This is a genomic window from Bradyrhizobium sp. 17, assembly GCF_023073515.1.
GTDB classification, from domain to species: domain Bacteria; phylum Pseudomonadota; class Alphaproteobacteria; order Rhizobiales; family Xanthobacteraceae; genus Bradyrhizobium; species Bradyrhizobium canariense_D.
In genome coordinates this window covers 1-17,540 of the sequence record NZ_JADPJQ010000113.1, presented here as the reverse complement: position 1 = coordinate 17,540, position 17,540 = coordinate 1, and the positions used below count along the sequence as shown (strand labels likewise).

Below are 17,540 nucleotides of genomic sequence, written 5' to 3'. Positions count from 1 at the left end.
AAACATGGATCAGAAGCCGACCATATCGCGGGATCAGAGCCGGACGGCCACCAAGGGGCGCAGGCCTGCCAGGGGGCTTGGCCGCGACGTGGTGGTCGCCTCGATCTGCGGCGGCGTGGTCGCGCTGATGGTCGGCGCCTCCTACGCGGCGGTGCCGTTCTACAATTGGTTCTGCCGCGCCACCGGCTTCAACGGCACGACCCAGGTCGCGACCTCGGCGCCGGCCAGCGGCCCGATCGCACGCAAGATCGCGGTGCGCTTCGATTCCAACGTCGCGCCCGGCCTGCCCTGGAAGTTCGAGCCCGAGCAGAGCGAGATCGAGGTCAATATCGGCCAGGTCGTGACCGTCTTCTACACGGTGACCAACCAGGCCGCGCGGACCACCGCAGGCCAGGCCGCCTACAATGTCGCGCCGCTGACGGTCGGATCCTATTTCCAGAAGATCAACTGCTTCTGCTTCACCGAGCAGACCATGGCGCCGGGCGAGAAGCGCGAGATGCCGGTCGTATTCTATGTCGATCCGTCGATTGCCGACGACCACGAGAACGACGGTCTCAACACGATCACGCTGTCCTACACGTTCTATCCGGTGAAGGATCCGGTGGTGAAGCCGCTCGCGGCCAGCGAAGACGACAAACGCAAGGGAAATCTCTGATCTCCGGACTCACGCGCCGGGGTTGGAATAAGGGGATAAGTGCCTGACAGGCACGGGATTGAGGAGCGAGACCGCAAATGGCAACGGCGCACACCAAGCATCACGACTACCATCTGGTCGATCCCTCGCCATGGCCCGTCGTCGGCTCCATCTCCGCCTTCATCATGGCGGTCGGCGCGATCACCTGGATGCACCACATGTTCTCGGCTGCGCCGATCATCTTCGGTGTCGGCACGGTCGGTGTGCTCTACACCATGGCGAGCTGGTGGGGCGACGTGATCAGGGAAGCCCAGTACAAGGGCGACCACACCCGCGTCGTGCAGCTGCATCACCGCTACGGCATGATCCTGTTCATCGCCTCGGAGGTGATGTTCTTCGTCGCCTGGTTCTGGGCCTATTTCAACGCGGCGCTATTCCCGGCCGACGCCGTCCACGCTACCCGCGATGCGGTGTTCGGCTGTGGTCTCGGGACCGCGGCCGGCGCCTGCACCGTGCCGGGCACCTGGCCGCCGCACGGCATCGAGACCTTCGATCCCTGGCATCTGCCGCTCCTGAACACGCTGATCCTGCTCACCTCCGGCACCACGGTGACCTGGGCCCACCATGCGCTGCTCGAGAACGATCGCCAGGGCCTGAAATATGGCCTGATCCTCACCGTCGTGCTCGGCGCGCTCTTCACCTGCGTGCAGGCCTATGAGTACAGCCACGCGGCATTCTCCTTCGGCGGCAACGTCTACGGCGCGACCTTCTTCATGGCGACCGGCTTCCACGGTTTCCATGTGCTGGTCGGCACCATCTTCCTGCTGGTGTGCCTGTTCCGCGCCTATGCCGGCCACTTCACGCCGACCCAGCATCTCGGTTTCGAGTTCGCCGCCTGGTACTGGCATTTCGTCGACGTGGTCTGGCTGTTCCTGTTCCTCTGCATCTATGTCTGGGGACACGGCGCCGAGACCATGGCTCACGGCGCGCACTGAGCGGGCTGGCTTCGGATCGAGAAAGGGCGGCCCCGGGCCGCCCTTTTGCTTTTTTGCGCGCAGGGGTTTCGGCAGAAACTGTGATAGACCTTTTGCCATGAACGAAGCCGCCGATACGTCCGAGCCGCAAGCCACCGTCCTGCAAAGCGCGCTGCGCGGGCTTGCCTGCAAATGCCCGCGCTGCGGCCAGGGCAAGCTCTATGCAGGCTTCCTGACGCTTGCGCCTTGCTGCGAGCGTTGCGGCCTCGACTACGCCTTCATCGATTCCGGTGACGGTCCGGCGATCTTCATCATCATGCTGGCCGGCGCGATCGTCGTCGGCTGCGCGCTCGTCATCGAGGTCAAGTACCAGCCGCCGTACTGGCTGCACGCGGTGCTGTGGCTGCCGCTGATCCTTGCGACTACCCTGCTGCCGTTGCGCGCGATGAAGTCGCTGCTGATCGCACTGCAATTCCACCATAAGGCGGCGCCGGGCCGGCTGGTCGACCGCGCGAAATGAACGAGACCGCGCGCAAGCCCCGCGTGGCCGGCTTCGCGCTGTTTACGCTTTTCCTGACCGCGGTCTGCGTCACGCTCGGCGTCTGGCAATTGCAGCGCCGCATCGCCAAGCACGAGCTGATCGCCGCACTGACCGAGCGCCTCGCGGAGGCACCGGTCACTCTGCCGCCGCCGGCACGATGGGCCGCGCTAAGTCCCGCGCGCGATGAATTCCGCCGTGTCAGCTTTACCGCGACCTACGCGCCGTTGCCCGATGCGATGGTCTATTCCTCCGGATCCGCCGTGCGTAAGGACGCGTCGGGCCCCGGCACCTGGGCCTTCCTGCCGGCGCGGCTGCCGAGCGGCGAGACGGTGGTGATCGATGCGGGCTTCGTCGAAAACACCATGCAGGATCGCAGCGTCGAGGATCGCGCGGTCAGGAAGCTCGTCACCGGGCAGGCGGTCTCGTTCACCGGCTATCTGCGCTTCCCCGAGGCACCGGGCTGGCTGACCCCGGCGGAGAACCGCGGCAAGCGGCTGTGGTTCGTGCGCGATCACGTGGCGATCGCGAGCGCGCTGGGCTGGGGCGCGGTTGCGCCGTTCTATGTCGACCTCGAGCAGCCGGCGCCCGAGAATGGCATTCCGCGGCCGGGGCCGCTCGACGTCCATCTCAAGGACGATCACCTGCAATACGCCATCACCTGGTTCACCCTTGCAGGCGCCGTGCTCATCGCCTTCGCCGTGTGGGCAAGAGGGCGGCGGCGGGGCTGAGCTCCGTAGATCCACTTAGGGAACCCGGTATCGCCCGGGGTTTACCATTCAGCGCACATTCACGAGTGTGGTCCTAAGCCGCCAGTAATTTTCCGCGGCAGACAGGATTGCAGCGTGAGTGATTTCGACCAGATGGGAATTGTCGTCGATTGGGTGGATGCCTGCAGGAAGGGCGACCTCGCGACGCTCCTCGACCTCTATGCGGATGACGCCCAGGTCGAATGCACGTGCAACGGCACGCAGCGCTATCGCGGCCGGAGCGAGCTCGAAGCCTATTGGCAGCCGCGGCTCAGCGCTTTCTCGTCGGCCGGTTTCGGGTTGGAGGAAATCCATCCTGCACCCCACGGCGTCGATCTCGAATATTCCGTCGCCGGCGCGCTGCGCATTCGCGCCTCGTTTTGTTTCAGCCCCGACGGCAAGATCCGCACCACGCTGTGCGAGCCGGCGCGACAGAACGCGCAGCTTGGCTGTGCGTGCTAGAGTTTCCGTTCTGATTAATCAGAGCCGAACACCAGATTCTGTTTTGGCGTTTTCTTCACGCGAACCGGTATCCACTTCGCTCGAAAGCGCTTCAATCGCTGACCGGCGCCTCGCGTGCCGGTTCGGCGGGAAGGCGGCAGCGCACATAGGTTCTGTCGTCCACGCGCAGCAGTGACAGCGATCCGCTGAGTGCGCGCACGCGCTCATGCATGCCGGTCAGGCCGCGGCCGAACAGATTCCCTTCGGGAAAGCCGCCGCCGTCGTCGGAAATCTCGATGACGACCGTCTCGCCGGCGAAGGTCGCCTGCACATGGGCATGGCTGGCGCCGGCATGACGCAGCACGTTGGTCAGCGCCTCCTGAATCACGCGATAGACGGTTTGAGCCAGCGGCCCGTCGATCGCGTTGAGATTCGGATCGACCGCGTCCGTCAGGTCGATAGACGGCGCCTGCTTGCGAAAATTTCGGAGCAGCGTCTGCACACTGGTCTCCAGACCCAATTCCTCGATGTAGAGCGGTCGCAACCGGTCGAGGATGCGGCGGTTGGTCTGCTGGAGCGCCTCGACCGATTGCAACACCTCCTGCGCCGAACTGCTGAGATTTCCCGCCGGGGGCGAGGCATCGACCAATGCGATGGTGCCGACGCGGATGCCGAACAGCAGCGGACCGAGTTCGTCGTGCAGTTCGCGCGCGAGATCGCGCCGCTCGTCGTCCTGCAGCGAGACCAGGCGGTGCAGCAGGTCGCGATTGTCCTGGCTCAACTGCACCAGCGTTTCGGCCAGCGCATTGGCCTCCTCGCAGCTTTGCCGGATTTCCGGCGGTCCCCCGACCGAGATCGGTGTTGCGTAGTCGCCGCGTCGTAGCCGCGTGAGGCCTGCGCCAAGATCCTGCAGTGGTCGCAGGGCTGATCCCGCAAACACATAGGCGACGACCCCTGTCAGCCCGGTCAGCGCGACGACGAAGCCGGCCAAGGCGAGGAAGCCCACCCAGGTCTCGAACAGCGCTGCGGACAGGTCCGGCACAAACACGATGTCGCCGAAATGCTCGCCGTTGAGGGATACCGGAAATGCGATGTGCAAGTCCGGAATGGAAAGGAGACTGACGAACCATTTTGGTGGGCCATGCGAACCTTGCAGGCCCCTCGACGCAAAGGGAGGAGCAACCGCTCCTGCAGGAAGGAATTGAATATCTGAGGACTCGTCCAGCATCCGCACGAAGTCATCCAGGGTCCTTCGCGGATGGTCGGATGAACGCAGAGCGTTGTTGAGGGCCTCGGCCACGGCTTTGGTCGATCGTTGGGCCGGCTGGTTCTCCTCGGCGAGCTGACCGGTCGTGAAGACGTGCAGCAGGACGCCGCCCATGATCAGCGCCGCCATGAACAGCAGGCCGAGCGGCAGAAACAATTGTGTACTGAAGGACAGCCGTTGCCACATTAGGTCAATTCTAACGCGCATCAGGGGATTTTGCTCTTTCCATTTGTTCCCGTCGGTTTATGAATCGAAAAACTAGAGAGTTACAATGCAAGATACTGCCAAGCCGGCGACCCGCGTCCTGATTGTCGACGACCATCCCGTGGTGTTGTCCGGTTGCCGCACCCTGTTCTCCTCCGACCATTCGATCCGGATCGACGAGGCGACCGACGCCAAATCCGGGCATCGCGCCTATGTCAGCAGGCGGCCCGACGTCACTGTGATCGACATCAGCCTGCCCGACGTCTCCGGCTTTGAACTGATGCGGCGCATTCGCAAGGACGATCCCGACGCCAAGATCATCATGTTCAGCATGAACGATGATCCAGCCTTCGTGGTGCGGGCGGTCGAGCTCGGGGCCCAGGGCTACGTCTCCAAGGGCGACGATCCCCGGATCCTGCTCAAGGCGGTGCGCAAGGTGGTTGCGGGCGACAATTTCATCTCACCGCAGCTCGCGGAAGCCGTGACGTTTTCCGGCGCGGCGATCAAGGCCAATCCAGCCTCGCAGATGACGCCGCGGGAGCTCGAGATTCTTCGCCTGTTGGGGCGAGGCGACAAGATCGTCGAGGTCGCCGAGGCGCTCGGCATCTCCTACAAGACCGTCGCCAACACCACCTCTCTGCTCAAGCAGAAGCTCGGTGCCAAGAACCATTCCGACCTGATCCGGATCGCGGTGGAAATCGGGATGAACTGACGCCTCAGGGCACCGAACCGGCTGCACCAGGATGCTGCCGGTTCGGCGGGCGGACCGGTCTCGGCGCTCAGCCGGGCAATGCATGGATAGCGCCGACACCATCCGCCGACACAATGAGCGCAGCCGTCGTTCGTTCCCGAACTGTGCTGTCGTTCGGGATATAATGGTAATGCGTGACGCCAAGCTGCTGGCGAACGTTTGCCCGCGCCGAAACGTGTCGGGAAAAACAGGAACATTTTCTCACACATTCCGTTTTGTCCCTTGACGATATCGTGACAGCCGACGAAAGCTTGCGCGAACAGTTTTTGCGGGTCGGTGACCCCAAGACGCCAAACCGGTCTGCACACAACGACAGACCTTCCAAGAGAGGGCTGCGGCATTGCCGCAGCCCTTTTCGTTGGCAGCGCTTTTCGTTGGCAGCCTTTTTCCTTGGACGGCCCCAGGCGCGAAGCGGTTTCCTGATGCCGCAAAACACTTTATGGTGGCCCAAAGCCTCTGGCTGTTAACAAGTAATTTCGTAAAATCAAAGGCTTGCGGACCGAGTCCAGGCTCGGCCGGCCTTTGGAGGGCAGTTTGACTCGTTATATCTCGACCCGGGGCGAGGCCCCCGAACTCGGCTTCTGCGACGTGATGCTGACCGGGCTCGCTCGCGACGGCGGCCTGTATGTGCCGGCCACCTGGCCGCAACTCTCGCCTGACGCCATCGCCGGCTTTTTCGGGCGTCCCTATTGGGAGGTCGCGGTCGAGGTGATCCGCCCTTTCGTCGCCGGCGAGATCTCGGACGCCGAGCTCGGCCGTATGGCGAACGAGGCCTACGCCACCTTCCGCCATCCGGCGGTGGTGCCGCTGCGCCAGATGGCGCCGCACCAGTTCGTGCTGGAGCTGTTCCACGGCCCGACGCTCGCCTTTAAGGACGTGGCGATGCAGCTGATCTCGCGGCTGATGGACCACGTGCTCGCCCAGCGCGGCCAGCGCACCACCATCGTGGTCGCGACCTCGGGCGACACCGGCGGTGCTGCGGTCGACGCGTTCGCAGGACTCGAAAATGTCGATCTCATCGTGCTGTTCCCGCATGGCCGCATCTCCGAGGTGCAGCGGCGAATGATGACGACGACGGGCGCGGCCAACGTCCATGCGCTTGCCGTCGAGGGCAATTTCGACGATTGCCAGGCCCTCGTGAAGGCGATGTTCAACAACCATCGCTTCCGCGATGCGACGTCGCTGTCCGGCGTCAATTCCATCAATTGGGCGCGCATCGTCGCCCAAGTGGTCTACTATTTCACCTCCGCCGTTGCCGCCGGTGCACCCGCGCGCGCGGTGGACTTCGTCGTGCCGACCGGCAATTTCGGCGACATCTTCGCCGGCTATGTCGCCAAGCGCATGGGTCTTCCGGTGCGGACCCTGGGCATCGCCGCCAACGTCAACGACATCCTGGCGCGCACGCTGAAGACCGGGATCTACGAGGTGCGCGAGGTCCACGCGACGGCTTCGCCGTCGATGGACATTCAGATCTCCTCGAATTTCGAGCGGCTGCTGTTCGAGGCTGGCGGGCGCGATGCCGCCGGCGTGCGCCGTCTGATGGATTCACTGAAGCAATCGGGACGCTTCGTGCTGCCCGATGCGACGCTGGCCGCGATCCGCGAGGGGTTCGACGCAGGCCGGGCCGACGAGACCGAGACCGCGGCCGCGATCCGCGCCGCCTGGCGCGAGGCCGGCGAGCTGGTCGATCCCCACACCGCGGTCGCGCTTGCGGTCGCCGACCGCGACACCACGGACAGGACGGTTCCCAGCATCGTGCTGTCCACCGCCCATCCGGCCAAATTCCCCGATGCGGTCGAAGCGGCCTGCGGCCAGCGGCCGCAACTGCCGGCCTGGCTCGATGGTCTGATGACCAAATCCGAACACATGAAGGTGATGAAGAACGACCAGACCGAGGTCGAGCGGTTCGTGCTGTCGGTCAGCCGCGCCGCGAAACAGGGAGTTGCCGGATGAGCGTCGAGATTTCCAAGCTTGCGTCCGGCCTCACTGTCGTCACCGACAAGATGCCTCATCTCGAGACCGCGGCGCTCGGCGTCTGGGCCGGCGTCGGCGGGCGCGACGAGAAGCCCAACGAGCACGGCATCTCGCATCTTCTGGAACATATGGCATTCAAGGGCACGACGAAGCGCTCCTCGCGCGAGATCGTCGAGGAGATCGAGGCGGTCGGCGGCGACCTCAATGCCGGCACCTCGACCGAGACCACGTCCTATTATGCGCGGGTGCTGAAGGCCGACGTGCCGCTCGCACTCGACGTGCTCGCCGACATCCTGGCCAATCCCGCCTTCGAGCCCGACGAACTCGAGCGCGAGAAGAACGTCATCGTGCAGGAGATCGGCGCGGCGCAGGACACGCCTGACGACGTCGTGTTCGAGCATCTCAACGAGCTCTGCTATCCCGACCAGCCGATGGGCCGCTCGCTGCTCGGCACTGCGAAGACCTTGCGTGCCTTCAGCCGCGACTCGCTGCGCGACTATCTGTCGACGCACTACCGCGGCCCTGACATGGTGGTGGCGGCCGCCGGCGCGGTCGATCACAAGCAGGTGGTCGCCGAGGTCGAGCAGCGCTTTGCCAGTTTTGAGGGGACAGCGGGTCCCAAGCCGCAACCCGCACAATTCGGCAAGGGCGGCACCAAGGTGGTGCATCGCGAGCTCGAGCAGGCGCATCTGACCTTGGCCCTGGAGGGCGTGCCGCAGACCGATCTGTCGCTGTTCTCGCTCCAGGTCTTTACCAACATCCTCGGCGGCGGGATGTCGTCGCGGCTGTTCCAGGAGGTGCGCGAGAAGCGCGGCCTCTGTTACTCAATCTACTCGTTCCATGCCCCCTATACCGACACCGGCTTCTTCGGCCTCTACACCGGCACCGATCCGGCCGATGCGCCCGAGATGATGGAGGTCGTGGTCGACATCATGAATGATTCGGTCGAGACCCTGACCGAGGTCGAGATCGCGCGGGCCAAGGCGCAAATGAAGGCGGGGCTGCTGATGGCGCTGGAGAGCTGCTCGTCCCGCGCCGAGCAACTCGCCCGGCATGTGCTGGCCTATGGCCGGCCCCAGACCGCCGAGGAGCTGGTGGCCCGGATCGACGCCGTCAGCGTCGAATCGACCCGGGATGCGGCGCGTGCGCTGCTTTCGCGCAGCCGCCCTGCGGTTGTCGCATTGGGCAGTGGCAGGGGTCTGGACACGGCGGTGTCTTTTGCGGAAGGATTGACCCGGGCACGCGCCAAGGCGCGGCTGCATTAGGAGCCGCGCACGGGTTGATCCGCCCCGGGAAGCATCACCATGGCCCTCTTTCGCCTGCCATCCAGTGGACCCGCCGCTCTCGCGCCGCGCGGCAACGGCCTGTTGCTACGCGCGCCTCAGATGTCGGACTTCCTGCAATGGGCCCATCTGCGCGAGTCCAGCCGCGATTACCTGACCCCCTGGGAGCCGATCTGGCCGTCGGATGATCTCACCCGCTCCGGTTTCCGCCGCCGCCTGCGCCGCTATTCCGAGGACATCGCCGCGGACCGGTCCTATCCCTTTCTGATCTTCCGGGAGCTCGACGGCGCCATGGTCGGCGGCATCACGCTCGCCAATGTCCGCCGCGGCATCGTCCAGGCCGGCACCATCGGCTATTGGGTCGGCAAGCCCCACGCCCAGCGCGGCTACATGACGGCCGCGCTGCGGGTGCTGCTGCCGACGCTGTTCGGGGAGCTCAATCTGCACCGGGTCGAGGCCGCTTGCATCCCGACCAATGCGCCCTCGATCCGGGTGCTGGAGAAGTGCGGTTTCTCCCGCGAGGGGCTGGCGCGCCGGTATCTCTGCATCAACGGGGTCTGGCAGGACCATTTGCTGTTCGGCCTGCTGCACGAGGATTTCCGCGGCTGAGCCCGTTGATTGATGCGGCCAAAGTCTCCTTGTTTGCTGCCTTGGGTTCGCCGGTTTTGACGATATAACGGCGCAACCCGGCCGGTGATCGGTCGGGATGTCGTCAGGAGTATGGGTGTTGATGGTGCAGGAGCTTCGGTCATCGCGGAATGCGTTGCGGCGGGGGGCGGCGGTCGCGCTGGCGTTGTCAGTTGCGCTCGTCTCCATCTCGCCGGTCGCGGCGCAGTCGCTGACCGATCGATTCAAGGGCCTGTTCGGCGGCAAGTCGGACGAGCCGGCCCAACCCAAGCCGGCGCCTGCGCCGGGCCAGCCGGCGGCTGATGACGATCTTGATTGCCCGCAGGTCACGGTGCGTGCCGGAGCCTCCACCTACGCGGTCGGTGCCACCGGGAAGCCGGCCGTCGGCAACGAGATCCGCTTCCAGGCCACCATCACCAAGATGGCGCGCGAATGCGCCCGCAATGGCGGCGATATCACGGCCCGGATCGGCATCCAGGGCCGCGTCATTGCCGGACCCGCCGGCGCGCCTGCGAGCGTCGAGGTGCCGCTGCGCGTCGCCGTGGTGCAGGGCGGCGTCGGCGAGAAGGTGATCGCTTCCAAGGCCTACCGGACCACGGTCGGAATGTCGGAGGGCGGCAGCGTGCCGTTCACCTTCGTGGCCGAGGATCTGGTCTACCCGATGCCTTCGGCCAAGGACGCCGATAGCTACATCTTCTATGTCGGCTTCGATCCGCAGGCGCTGTCGCCCGAGCCGAAGGCGCGGGCGAAGAAGAAGTAACCACGTCAAGATAGTCGTCATGCCCCGCGAAGGCGGGGCATCCAGTACGCCGCGGCTTCTCGATCTATCAGGGCTGTCTCTGGAATACTGGATCGCCCGCCTTCGCGGGCGATGACATCAGATTTGCCGATGCAGTGCCCGACAAACAAAAAAGCCGGCGCTGATCGCGCCGGCTTTTTGATTGGTGAAGGCAAGATCTCTCAGTTCAGCTTCTGCCTGACTTCGGTGATGCCCTTGGCGAGCAGATCGTCGGCGACCTGGCCCCTGACCGACTTCGACAGGATCGTGGAGGCGGCCTGGACGGCGGCTTCGGCCGCTGCGGCGCGAACATCGGCCACCGCCTGAGCCTCGGCGAGCGCGATCTTGCCCTCCGCGGTCTTGGTGCGGCGAGCGACGAAATCTTCCACCTTGGCCTTGGCCTCGGTTGCGATGCGCTCGGCTTCGCTCTTCGCGTTGGCGATGATGTCGGCGGCCTCGCGTTCGGCCGAGGCGGTGCGCGCCTTGTAGTCGGCGAGCACCTTGGCGGCTTCCTGCTTGAGGCGCGTCGCGTCGTCGAGCTCGGCCTTGATGCGATCGGCGCGATGGTCGAGCGCAGTCATGGCCTTCTTGAAGACCCCGAGATAGCCGAACACGACCATCAGGATCACGAAGGCGATGGCGACCCAGGTTTCAGGATCGAAGAACATATCGATTAACCCTTCAAGGACGCATCAACGGCGGCATTGACCAATGCCGCGTCCGGAACCACGCCCGTGAGCTGCTGCACGATGGTGCCTGCCGCATCGGCCGCGATGCCGCGGACGTTGCTCATGGCGGTCGCACGGGTCGAGGCGATGGTCTTCTCTGCCTCGGCGAGCTTGGCCGCCAGTTGCTCTTCCAAGGCCTTGCGCTCGGCGTCCGCCTGCGCATTCGCCTTGTCGCGGGATTCGTTGCCGATGGCCTGCGCGCGCGAGCGTGCCGAAGCAAGCTCGTTTTCATAGGCCTTCAGCGCCGCTTCGGACTGGTCCTTCAGCTTCTGCGCTTCGGCGAGGTCGCCCTCGATCTTGTTCTGACGCGCCTCGATCGCACCGCCGACGCGCGGCAGAGCGAGCTTGGACACGATCACGTAAAGCGCGACGAAGAAGATCGCGAGCGACACCAGCTGTGAAGCATAAGTGCCGCTCTCGAACGGCGGAAAACCGCCACCGTGACCGCCTTCGGACCCGGTGTGGGCGCCCGCCGCCGGACTTTTCGCCCCGCCATGACTTTCAGCCATGGAGTACTCCTGTTGCAGTCATGCGCGTCGCCTCGGTTGAAGCGGCGCGAAAAATCGTTCTCAGAGCGGAACGAACAGCAGCAGCAGCGCGATCAGCAGCGAGAAAATGCCGAGCGCTTCGGTCACGGCGAAGCCGAAGATCAGATTGCCGAACTGGCCCTGAGCGGCCGAGGGGTTGCGAACGGCCGCGGCGAGGTAGTTGCCGAAGATCACGCCGACGCCGACGCCCGCGCCGCCCATGCCGATGCATGCGATGCCCGCGCCGATAAGTTTTGCTGCTGCCGGATCCATTTTAGACTCCTTGGAAGAAAGATTGGGTTTTGGGTGGAAATTCCCCGGACCGCTCAGTGTCCCGGATGAATGGCGTCGTTGAGGTAGATGCAGGTCAGGATCGCAAACACATAGGCTTGCAGGAACGCGACCAGAATCTCGAGAGCGTACAGCGCGACCGTGAGCGCCAGCGGCAGCACGCCGCCGACCCAGCCAAGGGCGCCGAGCGAGAAGCCGAGCATGGCGACGAAGCCCGCGAACACCTTCAGCGCGATGTGGCCGGCCAGCATGTTGGCGAACAGACGGACGCTGTGGGAAACCGGCCGCAGGAAGAACGACAGGATCTCGATGAACATCACCAGCGGCAGGATGTAGCCGGGGACCCCGTGGGGCACGAAGATCGAGAAGAATTTAAGGCCGTTCTTGGCAATGCCGTAGATCAGGACCGTGAAGAAGACCAGCAGCGCGAGCGCCGCGGTGACGATCAGATGGCTCGAGATCGTGAAGGTGTAGGGGATAATGCCGACCAGGTTCGAAACGCAGATGAACATGAACAGCGAGAAGATCAGCGGGAAGAACTTCATGCCTTCCGCGCCGGCGGTCGAGCGGATGGTGGAGGCGACGAACTCGTAGGAGATCTCGGCGACCGACTGCAGCCGGCCGGGAACCAGCTGCGTGCCGCTGGCGAGCATCAGGATCGAGATGATCGCGACCGCCACCAGCATGTAGAGCGACGAGTTGGTGAAGGCGATCGTGTGGTTGCCGATATGGCCCAGGGTGAAGAGAGGCTCGATGTTGAACTGGTGGATCGGATCGATTTTCATCAGCGCGGCATCTCTTGGTCTGCCGGGCGATGCCGGCGGGTCTCGGTCTGCCGGTCGGGCCCGGCCCGTACCGGCACGAGCCGGCACGATCATTCCTCTCCTGGTGTGGACCGCCTAAGAACCACCGCGCCTGTTTTGACCCGCGCCTGCCGTTCTCACCACATTCACCACGCCGGCGACGAAGCCCAGCAGCAGGAACACGATGAATCCGAAAGGCGACGTCGACAGCAAGCGGTCGAAACCCCAGCCAATCCCCGCTCCGACAACGACCCCGGCGACCAACTCGGAGGATAACCGAAAACCAAGCGCCATCGCCGAGGCTCTGGCCGCTCTGTCCTCACCGTCACCTGCGGGTTGCTCGGTCTTGACGTGGCGGCCGCGAAATTCGGACAACCGCTGATCAAGATTTCCGAGCCGTTCGGAAAGCGCAGCTTCCTCGGGCGATCTATCGCGATCTCCATTCTCGCCGTGTCCCGTGCCCTGTGTCATGCAACGAAGACCCGAAACGCCGCGGTTGAATGGAAATTACGCCCGCCACCCTCAAAAGCCGCGCGGACCATACTGATGGCCCATAATCAAGTCAAGCCAAGTCACGATTGTGTCCATTCCTGTTATGTATTTGATTTATCTTACAATATCGGCGCGGGCGGCAGCGCTGCACACAGCGTGACGCCGCACCGCAGCAGGTCTCCGCTGGATCGGCGGATGCCGTCGCCATTTCGCCCGGCTGCCGGGATCAAAGGGGGCGCCGTGATCGTTCATGTCAAAGGCGCGTTTTGGGCGGCGGATCGCCTCGCCGGGGTGTAGAATTGCGAGACGTGCCACCTTTATGAGCGCCATCTTTGGACGTGCTACCTGCGCGTCGTGGCGGAGAACGCGATGAGAGCAGCGAATTCATCCACAGCATCATGGCTGGCGGCGGCGGCGTTCGCCGCGGTGTTGACCATCAGCGGCGGCTGCCTCGTCGCGCAATCCGCGCCCGACAGCGAAAACGGCCGCTACAGCATGACGCCCATCCCCGAGGGGGTGCTGCGGCTCGACAGCCGCACCGGCACGGTGTCGACCTGCACCCGCAGCGGCGCCGGCTGGGCCTGCTACGCGGTGCCCGATGAACGTACCGCGCTCGACGCCGAGATCGGCAGGCTCCAGGCCGAAGTCGAGACGCTGAAGGGACGGCTTGCGGCGGGGCCGACCGTGTCAGGCAAGATCGACGAGGCGCTGCCGAAAACGGATCCGCTCAAGAAGGCGGAGCCGCAAGCACCAAAGGCCGCCGAGGGCGAGCGCAGGATCGAGATCCCGCTGCCGAGCGACCAGGACGTCGATCGCGTGATGTCATTCCTGGAAAGGGCCTGGCGCCGGCTGATCGACATGGCCAACCGCGTGCAGAAGGACGTGTCGGGGAAGATTTAGCACGTGGCGAGATGCGGTAGGGTGGGCAAGGCCGCGACGCGCCGTGCCCACCATTTTTGTTTTCGTTGCGTGAGTCGGTGGGCACGCTTCGCTTTGCCCACCTATGGCAGCTTTCCGAATTGAGAGAGTGATGATGACATCAGCCAAATCCATCACGCGCTCGGCGCCATCGTCGGTGCAAGCCACCACCATCGCATCGTCGCTGCTGACCGTGCAGACGCCCGGCCGCGGCTTCACCGATCTCACCGCTGAAGCTGCGAAGTTCGTGGCGGAGGCAGGCGCGCGAGACGGCGCGTTGACGCTGTTCGTTCGTCACACCTCCGCATCGCTGACGATCCAGGAGAACGCCGACCCTTCCGTGCTCGTGGATCTCACCACGGCTCTGTCCCGGCTCGCGCCCGAGAACGCCGGCTGGACGCATGATGCCGAGGGACCGGACGACATGCCGGCGCACGTCAAGACAATGCTGACCCAGACTTCGCTTCATGTGCCGGTCCTGAGCGGCAAGCTCGCGCTTGGCACCTGGCAGGCGATCTATCTGATCGAGCATCGCGCCCGCCCGCACCGGCGCGAGGTGGTGCTGCAATTCCTCGGTAGCAATCAGTAGGCCAAAACAAAACCGGCCGCGGAGACCGCGGCCGGTTGGTGTTGATCTCGATCTGCGTCGATCAGGTCGACTTGATATCGACGTCCTTGGTCTCCGGCAGGAAGAACAAGCCGATCACGACGGTAATCGACGCGAAGATGACCGGATACCAGAGGCCCGCATAGATATCGCCCGTCGAGGCCACGATCGCGAAGGCGGTCGCCGGCAGCAGGCCGCCGAACCAGCCGTTACCGATGTGGTAGGGCAGCGACATCGAGGTGTAGCGGATGCGGGTCGGGAACAGTTCGACCAGCATCGCGGCAATCGGGCCGTACACCATGGTGACGAAGAGCACCAGGACGAACAGCAATCCGACGACCGCGGCCACCTGCGGACGGAAGATGTCGAACGGATGCGCCATCTTCACGATGCCCGCATCTCCGGCCTTCGGATAGCCGGCTCCCTGCACGGCGGCGAGCACTGCCGGATTGCCGTCCTTGGCGTTGGCGTAGGGAACTTCCTTGCCGTTGACCATCACCTTCACGCCGGAGCCTGCCGCACCTGGCGTGGTCGAGTACTTGACCGACGACTGCGACAGGTAGGCACGTGCCGTGTCGCAAGGCGAGGTGAAGACGCGGGTGCCGACCGGATTGAACAAGTCGCCGCAACCTGCGGGATCTGCCACCACGTCGACCTTGACCGACTCGATCGCCTTTTCCAGCGCCGGGTTGGCATTGGTGGTGATCATCTTGAAGATCGGGAAGAAGGTCAGCGCCGCGATCAGGCAGCCGCCGAGGATGATCGGCTTGCGGCCGATCTTGTCGGAGAGCACGCCGAACACGATGAAGAAGCCGGTCCCGAGCAGGAGCGACCAGGCGATCAGCAGGTTGGCGGTGTAGCCGTCGACCTTGAGGATCGATTGCAGGAAGAACAGCGCGTAGAATTGGCCAGTGTACCAGACCACGCCTTGGCCCATCACGCCGCCAAACAGCGCCAGCAGCACGAGCTTGCCGTTCTGCCAGTTGCCGAAGGCTTCCGTCAGCGGGGCCTTCGAGCTCTTCCCCTCGTCCTTCATCTTCTGGAAGATCGGGGATTCGTTGAGGCGAAGCCGGATCCAGACCGAAACGCCGAGCAGCAGCACGGAGACCAGGAACGGAATGCGCCAGCCCCATGCCGCGAAGTCGGGTTCGCCGAGCGCGGAGCGCGTGAACAGGATCACCAGCAGCGACAGGAACAGGCCGAGCGTCGCCGTGGTCTGGATGAAGGAGGTGTAGTAACCGCGCTTGCCGTTCGGAGCATGCTCCGCGACGTAGGTGGCCGCACCGCCATATTCACCGCCGAGCGCGAGGCCCTGGGCGAGACGCAGCGCGATCAGGATGATCGGGGCCGCGATGCCGATGGTGGCAGCGTTGGGCAGCAGGCCGACGATGAAAGTCGACAGACCCATGATCAGGATGGTGACGAGGAAGGTGTATTTGCGGCCGACGATGTCGCCGACACGGCCGAACACGATCGCGCCGAACGGGCGCACCAGGAAGCCGGCCGCGAAGGCCAGCAGCGCGAAGATGTCGCGGGTTGCCGGCGGATAGGCCGAGAAGAACTGCGCGCCGATGATGCCGGCCAGCGAACCGTAGAGATAGAAGTCGTACCACTCGAAGACGGTACCGAGCGAGGAGGCGAGAATGACGAACCGTTCGTCCTTCGTCATCCCTCCCGCGCCTGCTTGAGACACAGCCATTGTCGACATGTTGAGTCGCTCCCCGAAAAATCGTTTCCTCGCGCCCTGGATGTCCGGTCATGCCGGATCAACCCAAGCCTTGCCCCCAAGGTAACATTGGCGTGAAACCCGCCCCAATACGACTTTCGGCCTTTCACACTGACGCTCGCCTGACACTGCGAGCCTTCCATCCGGCAACATAGTGCCGGCCTGTGGATTAACCCCGTTGCCGCAAAGGGATAATGTCCACTTGCATGCCACGGCTGGTCGGGAAAGAATTGACCAGGGCCCCGCGCCGGCTTACTGGCCCGGTGCGATTGCCAGCAAGAGAACGATGAACGCTCCCTCGACCCATCTCATCATTGCCGATGACCACCCATTGTTCCGCGACGCGTTGCGGCAGGCGGTGACGGGCGTCCTGAGCTCGGCCAGGATCGACGAGGCTGGATCGTTCGAGGATCTGACCAAGCTTTTGGAACAGACCTCCGACGTCGACCTGATCCTGCTCGACCTGTCGATGCCCGGGATCTCCGGCTTTTCCGGCCTGATCTATCTGCGCGCGCAATATCCGGCTATTCCGGTGGTGATCGTCTCGGCGTCCGACGACAGCGCCACCATCCGCCGCTCGCTCGACTTCGGCGCCTCCGGGTTCATCCCGAAGCGCTTCGGCGTCGACACCTTGCGCGACGCGATCCTCAAGGTAATGGAGGGCGACGTCTGGGTTCCCGCCGACACTGATCTGTCGGCAGTCGCCGACCCCGACATGACGCGCCTGCGCGACCGGCTGGTGACGCTGACGCCGCAGCAGGTCCGGGTTCTGATGATGCTGTCGGAGGGATTGCTCAACAAGCAGATCGCCTATGAGCTCGGCGTCTCCGAGGCCACCATCAAGGCGCATGTCTCGGCGATCCTGCAAAAGCTCGGCGTCGAAAGTCGGACCCAAGCCGTGATCGCCGCCGCGAAAATCGCCGGCGGCCAATGGAAGCAGGGTACCCCGACGGGGTGAGCCTGTAGCGAGCGCCTCTCGCAGCCTGTAGCCCGGATGAGCGAAGCGACATCGGGACCGCTAGTGCGGCTAGCTAGCGAAAACCCCGGATATAGCTTCGCTCATCCGGGCTACCGGACCTCCTCTGTGTCGCCCCCGTCAATCCGCCGCCGCAAAAATATTCCACTTTACCGAAATTCGGAAATGGCGTATGTGTCGCGCATCCCGGCTCATCCTTGAGGGGCGATCTTGTGGTCGTCATGTTCGCGAGCCGGGCTTGCGGTGGACGCG

At 64.3% G+C, this 17,540-nt stretch carries 20 protein-coding genes; 13 read left to right on the top strand and 7 right to left on the bottom strand.

Annotated elements, in window-relative coordinates:
- The first annotated feature begins 4 nt into the window (after positions 1 to 4).
- From IVB13_RS22755 to IVB13_RS22735, 5 genes are all read left to right on the top strand, one after another.
- Complete coding sequence (locus tag IVB13_RS22755) at positions 5 to 655, top strand: cytochrome c oxidase assembly protein (protein ID WP_018460004.1); 651 nt, start codon at positions 5 to 7, stop codon at positions 653 to 655.
- A 77-nt stretch (positions 656 to 732) separates the two neighbouring features.
- A complete protein-coding gene (locus IVB13_RS22750) occupies positions 733 to 1,629 on the top strand; it encodes a cytochrome c oxidase subunit 3 (RefSeq protein ID WP_018460003.1) in 897 nt (298 codons plus the stop codon).
- 97 nt (positions 1,630 to 1,726) lie between these two features.
- Positions 1,727 to 2,128, top strand: a complete 402-nt coding sequence (locus IVB13_RS22745; RefSeq protein WP_018460002.1) for a DUF983 domain-containing protein — start codon at positions 1,727 to 1,729, stop codon at positions 2,126 to 2,128.
- The gene (locus IVB13_RS22740; RefSeq protein WP_018460001.1) at positions 2,125 to 2,877 is read left to right on the top strand and encodes an SURF1 family protein; all 753 of its coding nucleotides are present in this window, start codon (positions 2,125 to 2,127) and stop codon (positions 2,875 to 2,877) included. The genes IVB13_RS22745 and IVB13_RS22740 overlap by 4 nt, the downstream gene beginning before the upstream one ends.
- 114 nt (positions 2,878 to 2,991) lie before the next feature.
- Positions 2,992 to 3,357, top strand: a complete 366-nt coding sequence (locus IVB13_RS22735) for a nuclear transport factor 2 family protein (RefSeq protein WP_026233921.1) — start codon at positions 2,992 to 2,994, stop codon at positions 3,355 to 3,357.
- Positions 3,358 to 3,448: 91 nt separating this feature from the next.
- Here IVB13_RS22735 and IVB13_RS22730 read toward each other — a convergent pair whose 3' ends face one another.
- Complete coding sequence (locus IVB13_RS22730) at positions 3,449 to 4,789, bottom strand: histidine kinase (RefSeq protein ID WP_018459999.1); 1,341 nt, start codon at positions 4,787 to 4,789, stop codon at positions 3,449 to 3,451.
- An 85-nt stretch (positions 4,790 to 4,874) separates the two neighbouring features.
- Here IVB13_RS22730 and IVB13_RS22725 point away from each other — a divergent pair, with 85 nt between their 5' ends.
- The 5 genes from IVB13_RS22725 (at position 4,875) to IVB13_RS22705 (ending at position 10,202) form a co-directional block, all read left to right on the top strand.
- Complete coding sequence (locus IVB13_RS22725; RefSeq protein WP_018459998.1) at positions 4,875 to 5,519, top strand: response regulator transcription factor; 645 nt, start codon at positions 4,875 to 4,877, stop codon at positions 5,517 to 5,519.
- A gap of 573 nt (positions 5,520 to 6,092) precedes the next feature.
- Positions 6,093 to 7,511, top strand: a complete 1,419-nt coding sequence (gene thrC, locus IVB13_RS22720) for a threonine synthase (protein WP_018459997.1) — start codon at positions 6,093 to 6,095, stop codon at positions 7,509 to 7,511.
- Positions 7,508 to 8,797: a pitrilysin family protein gene (locus tag IVB13_RS22715; RefSeq protein WP_007599446.1), complete on the top strand. Its 1,290-nt coding sequence runs from the start codon at positions 7,508 to 7,510 to the stop codon at positions 8,795 to 8,797. Before thrC ends, IVB13_RS22715 begins: the two co-directional genes overlap by 4 nt.
- Before the next feature lie 39 nt (positions 8,798 to 8,836).
- Entirely contained in the window at positions 8,837 to 9,424 is a 588-nt protein-coding gene (locus IVB13_RS22710) for a GNAT family protein (protein ID WP_007599447.1), read from the top strand.
- A gap of 121 nt (positions 9,425 to 9,545) precedes the next feature.
- Entirely contained in the window at positions 9,546 to 10,202 is a 657-nt protein-coding gene (locus IVB13_RS22705; protein WP_018459996.1) for a hypothetical protein, read from the top strand.
- 200 nt (positions 10,203 to 10,402) lie between these two features.
- On the opposite strand, the gene IVB13_RS22700 is transcribed toward IVB13_RS22705, so the two are convergent.
- From IVB13_RS22700 to IVB13_RS22680, 5 genes are all read right to left on the bottom strand, one after another.
- The gene (locus IVB13_RS22700; RefSeq protein ID WP_018459995.1) at positions 10,403 to 10,888 is read right to left on the bottom strand and encodes a F0F1 ATP synthase subunit B; all 486 of its coding nucleotides are present in this window, start codon (positions 10,886 to 10,888) and stop codon (positions 10,403 to 10,405) included.
- Between the two features lie 5 nt (positions 10,889 to 10,893).
- Entirely contained in the window at positions 10,894 to 11,457 is a 564-nt protein-coding gene (locus tag IVB13_RS22695; RefSeq protein ID WP_018459994.1) for a F0F1 ATP synthase subunit B', read from the bottom strand.
- 60 nt (positions 11,458 to 11,517) lie between these two features.
- On the bottom strand, positions 11,518 to 11,748 hold the full coding sequence (locus IVB13_RS22690; protein WP_007599451.1) for a F0F1 ATP synthase subunit C: 231 nt from the start codon (positions 11,746 to 11,748) through the stop codon (positions 11,518 to 11,520).
- 53 nt (positions 11,749 to 11,801) lie between these two features.
- Positions 11,802 to 12,551, bottom strand: a complete 750-nt coding sequence (locus tag IVB13_RS22685) for a F0F1 ATP synthase subunit A (protein WP_018459993.1) — start codon at positions 12,549 to 12,551, stop codon at positions 11,802 to 11,804.
- Between the two features lie 114 nt (positions 12,552 to 12,665).
- Positions 12,666 to 13,040, bottom strand: a complete 375-nt coding sequence (locus IVB13_RS22680; protein ID WP_018459992.1) for an AtpZ/AtpI family protein — start codon at positions 13,038 to 13,040, stop codon at positions 12,666 to 12,668.
- Between the two features lie 390 nt (positions 13,041 to 13,430).
- Between IVB13_RS22680 and IVB13_RS22675 the strand changes: the two genes are divergently transcribed.
- Positions 13,431 to 13,961: a hypothetical protein gene (locus IVB13_RS22675; protein WP_026233920.1), complete on the top strand. Its 531-nt coding sequence runs from the start codon at positions 13,431 to 13,433 to the stop codon at positions 13,959 to 13,961.
- A 133-nt stretch (positions 13,962 to 14,094) separates the two neighbouring features.
- On the top strand, positions 14,095 to 14,568 hold the full coding sequence (locus IVB13_RS22670; protein WP_026233919.1) for a secondary thiamine-phosphate synthase enzyme YjbQ: 474 nt from the start codon (positions 14,095 to 14,097) through the stop codon (positions 14,566 to 14,568).
- 61 nt (positions 14,569 to 14,629) lie between these two features.
- On the opposite strand, the gene IVB13_RS22665 is transcribed toward IVB13_RS22670, so the two are convergent.
- Positions 14,630 to 16,255 (bottom strand): MFS transporter, encoded by a 1,626-nt coding sequence (locus tag IVB13_RS22665; protein WP_018459988.1) that lies wholly within the window; start codon positions 16,253 to 16,255, stop codon positions 14,630 to 14,632.
- A gap of 343 nt (positions 16,256 to 16,598) precedes the next feature.
- Between IVB13_RS22665 and IVB13_RS22660 the strand changes: the two genes are divergently transcribed.
- Positions 16,599 to 17,270: a response regulator transcription factor gene (locus tag IVB13_RS22660; protein WP_018459987.1), complete on the top strand. Its 672-nt coding sequence runs from the start codon at positions 16,599 to 16,601 to the stop codon at positions 17,268 to 17,270.
- Positions 17,271 to 17,540 lie beyond the last annotated feature (270 nt).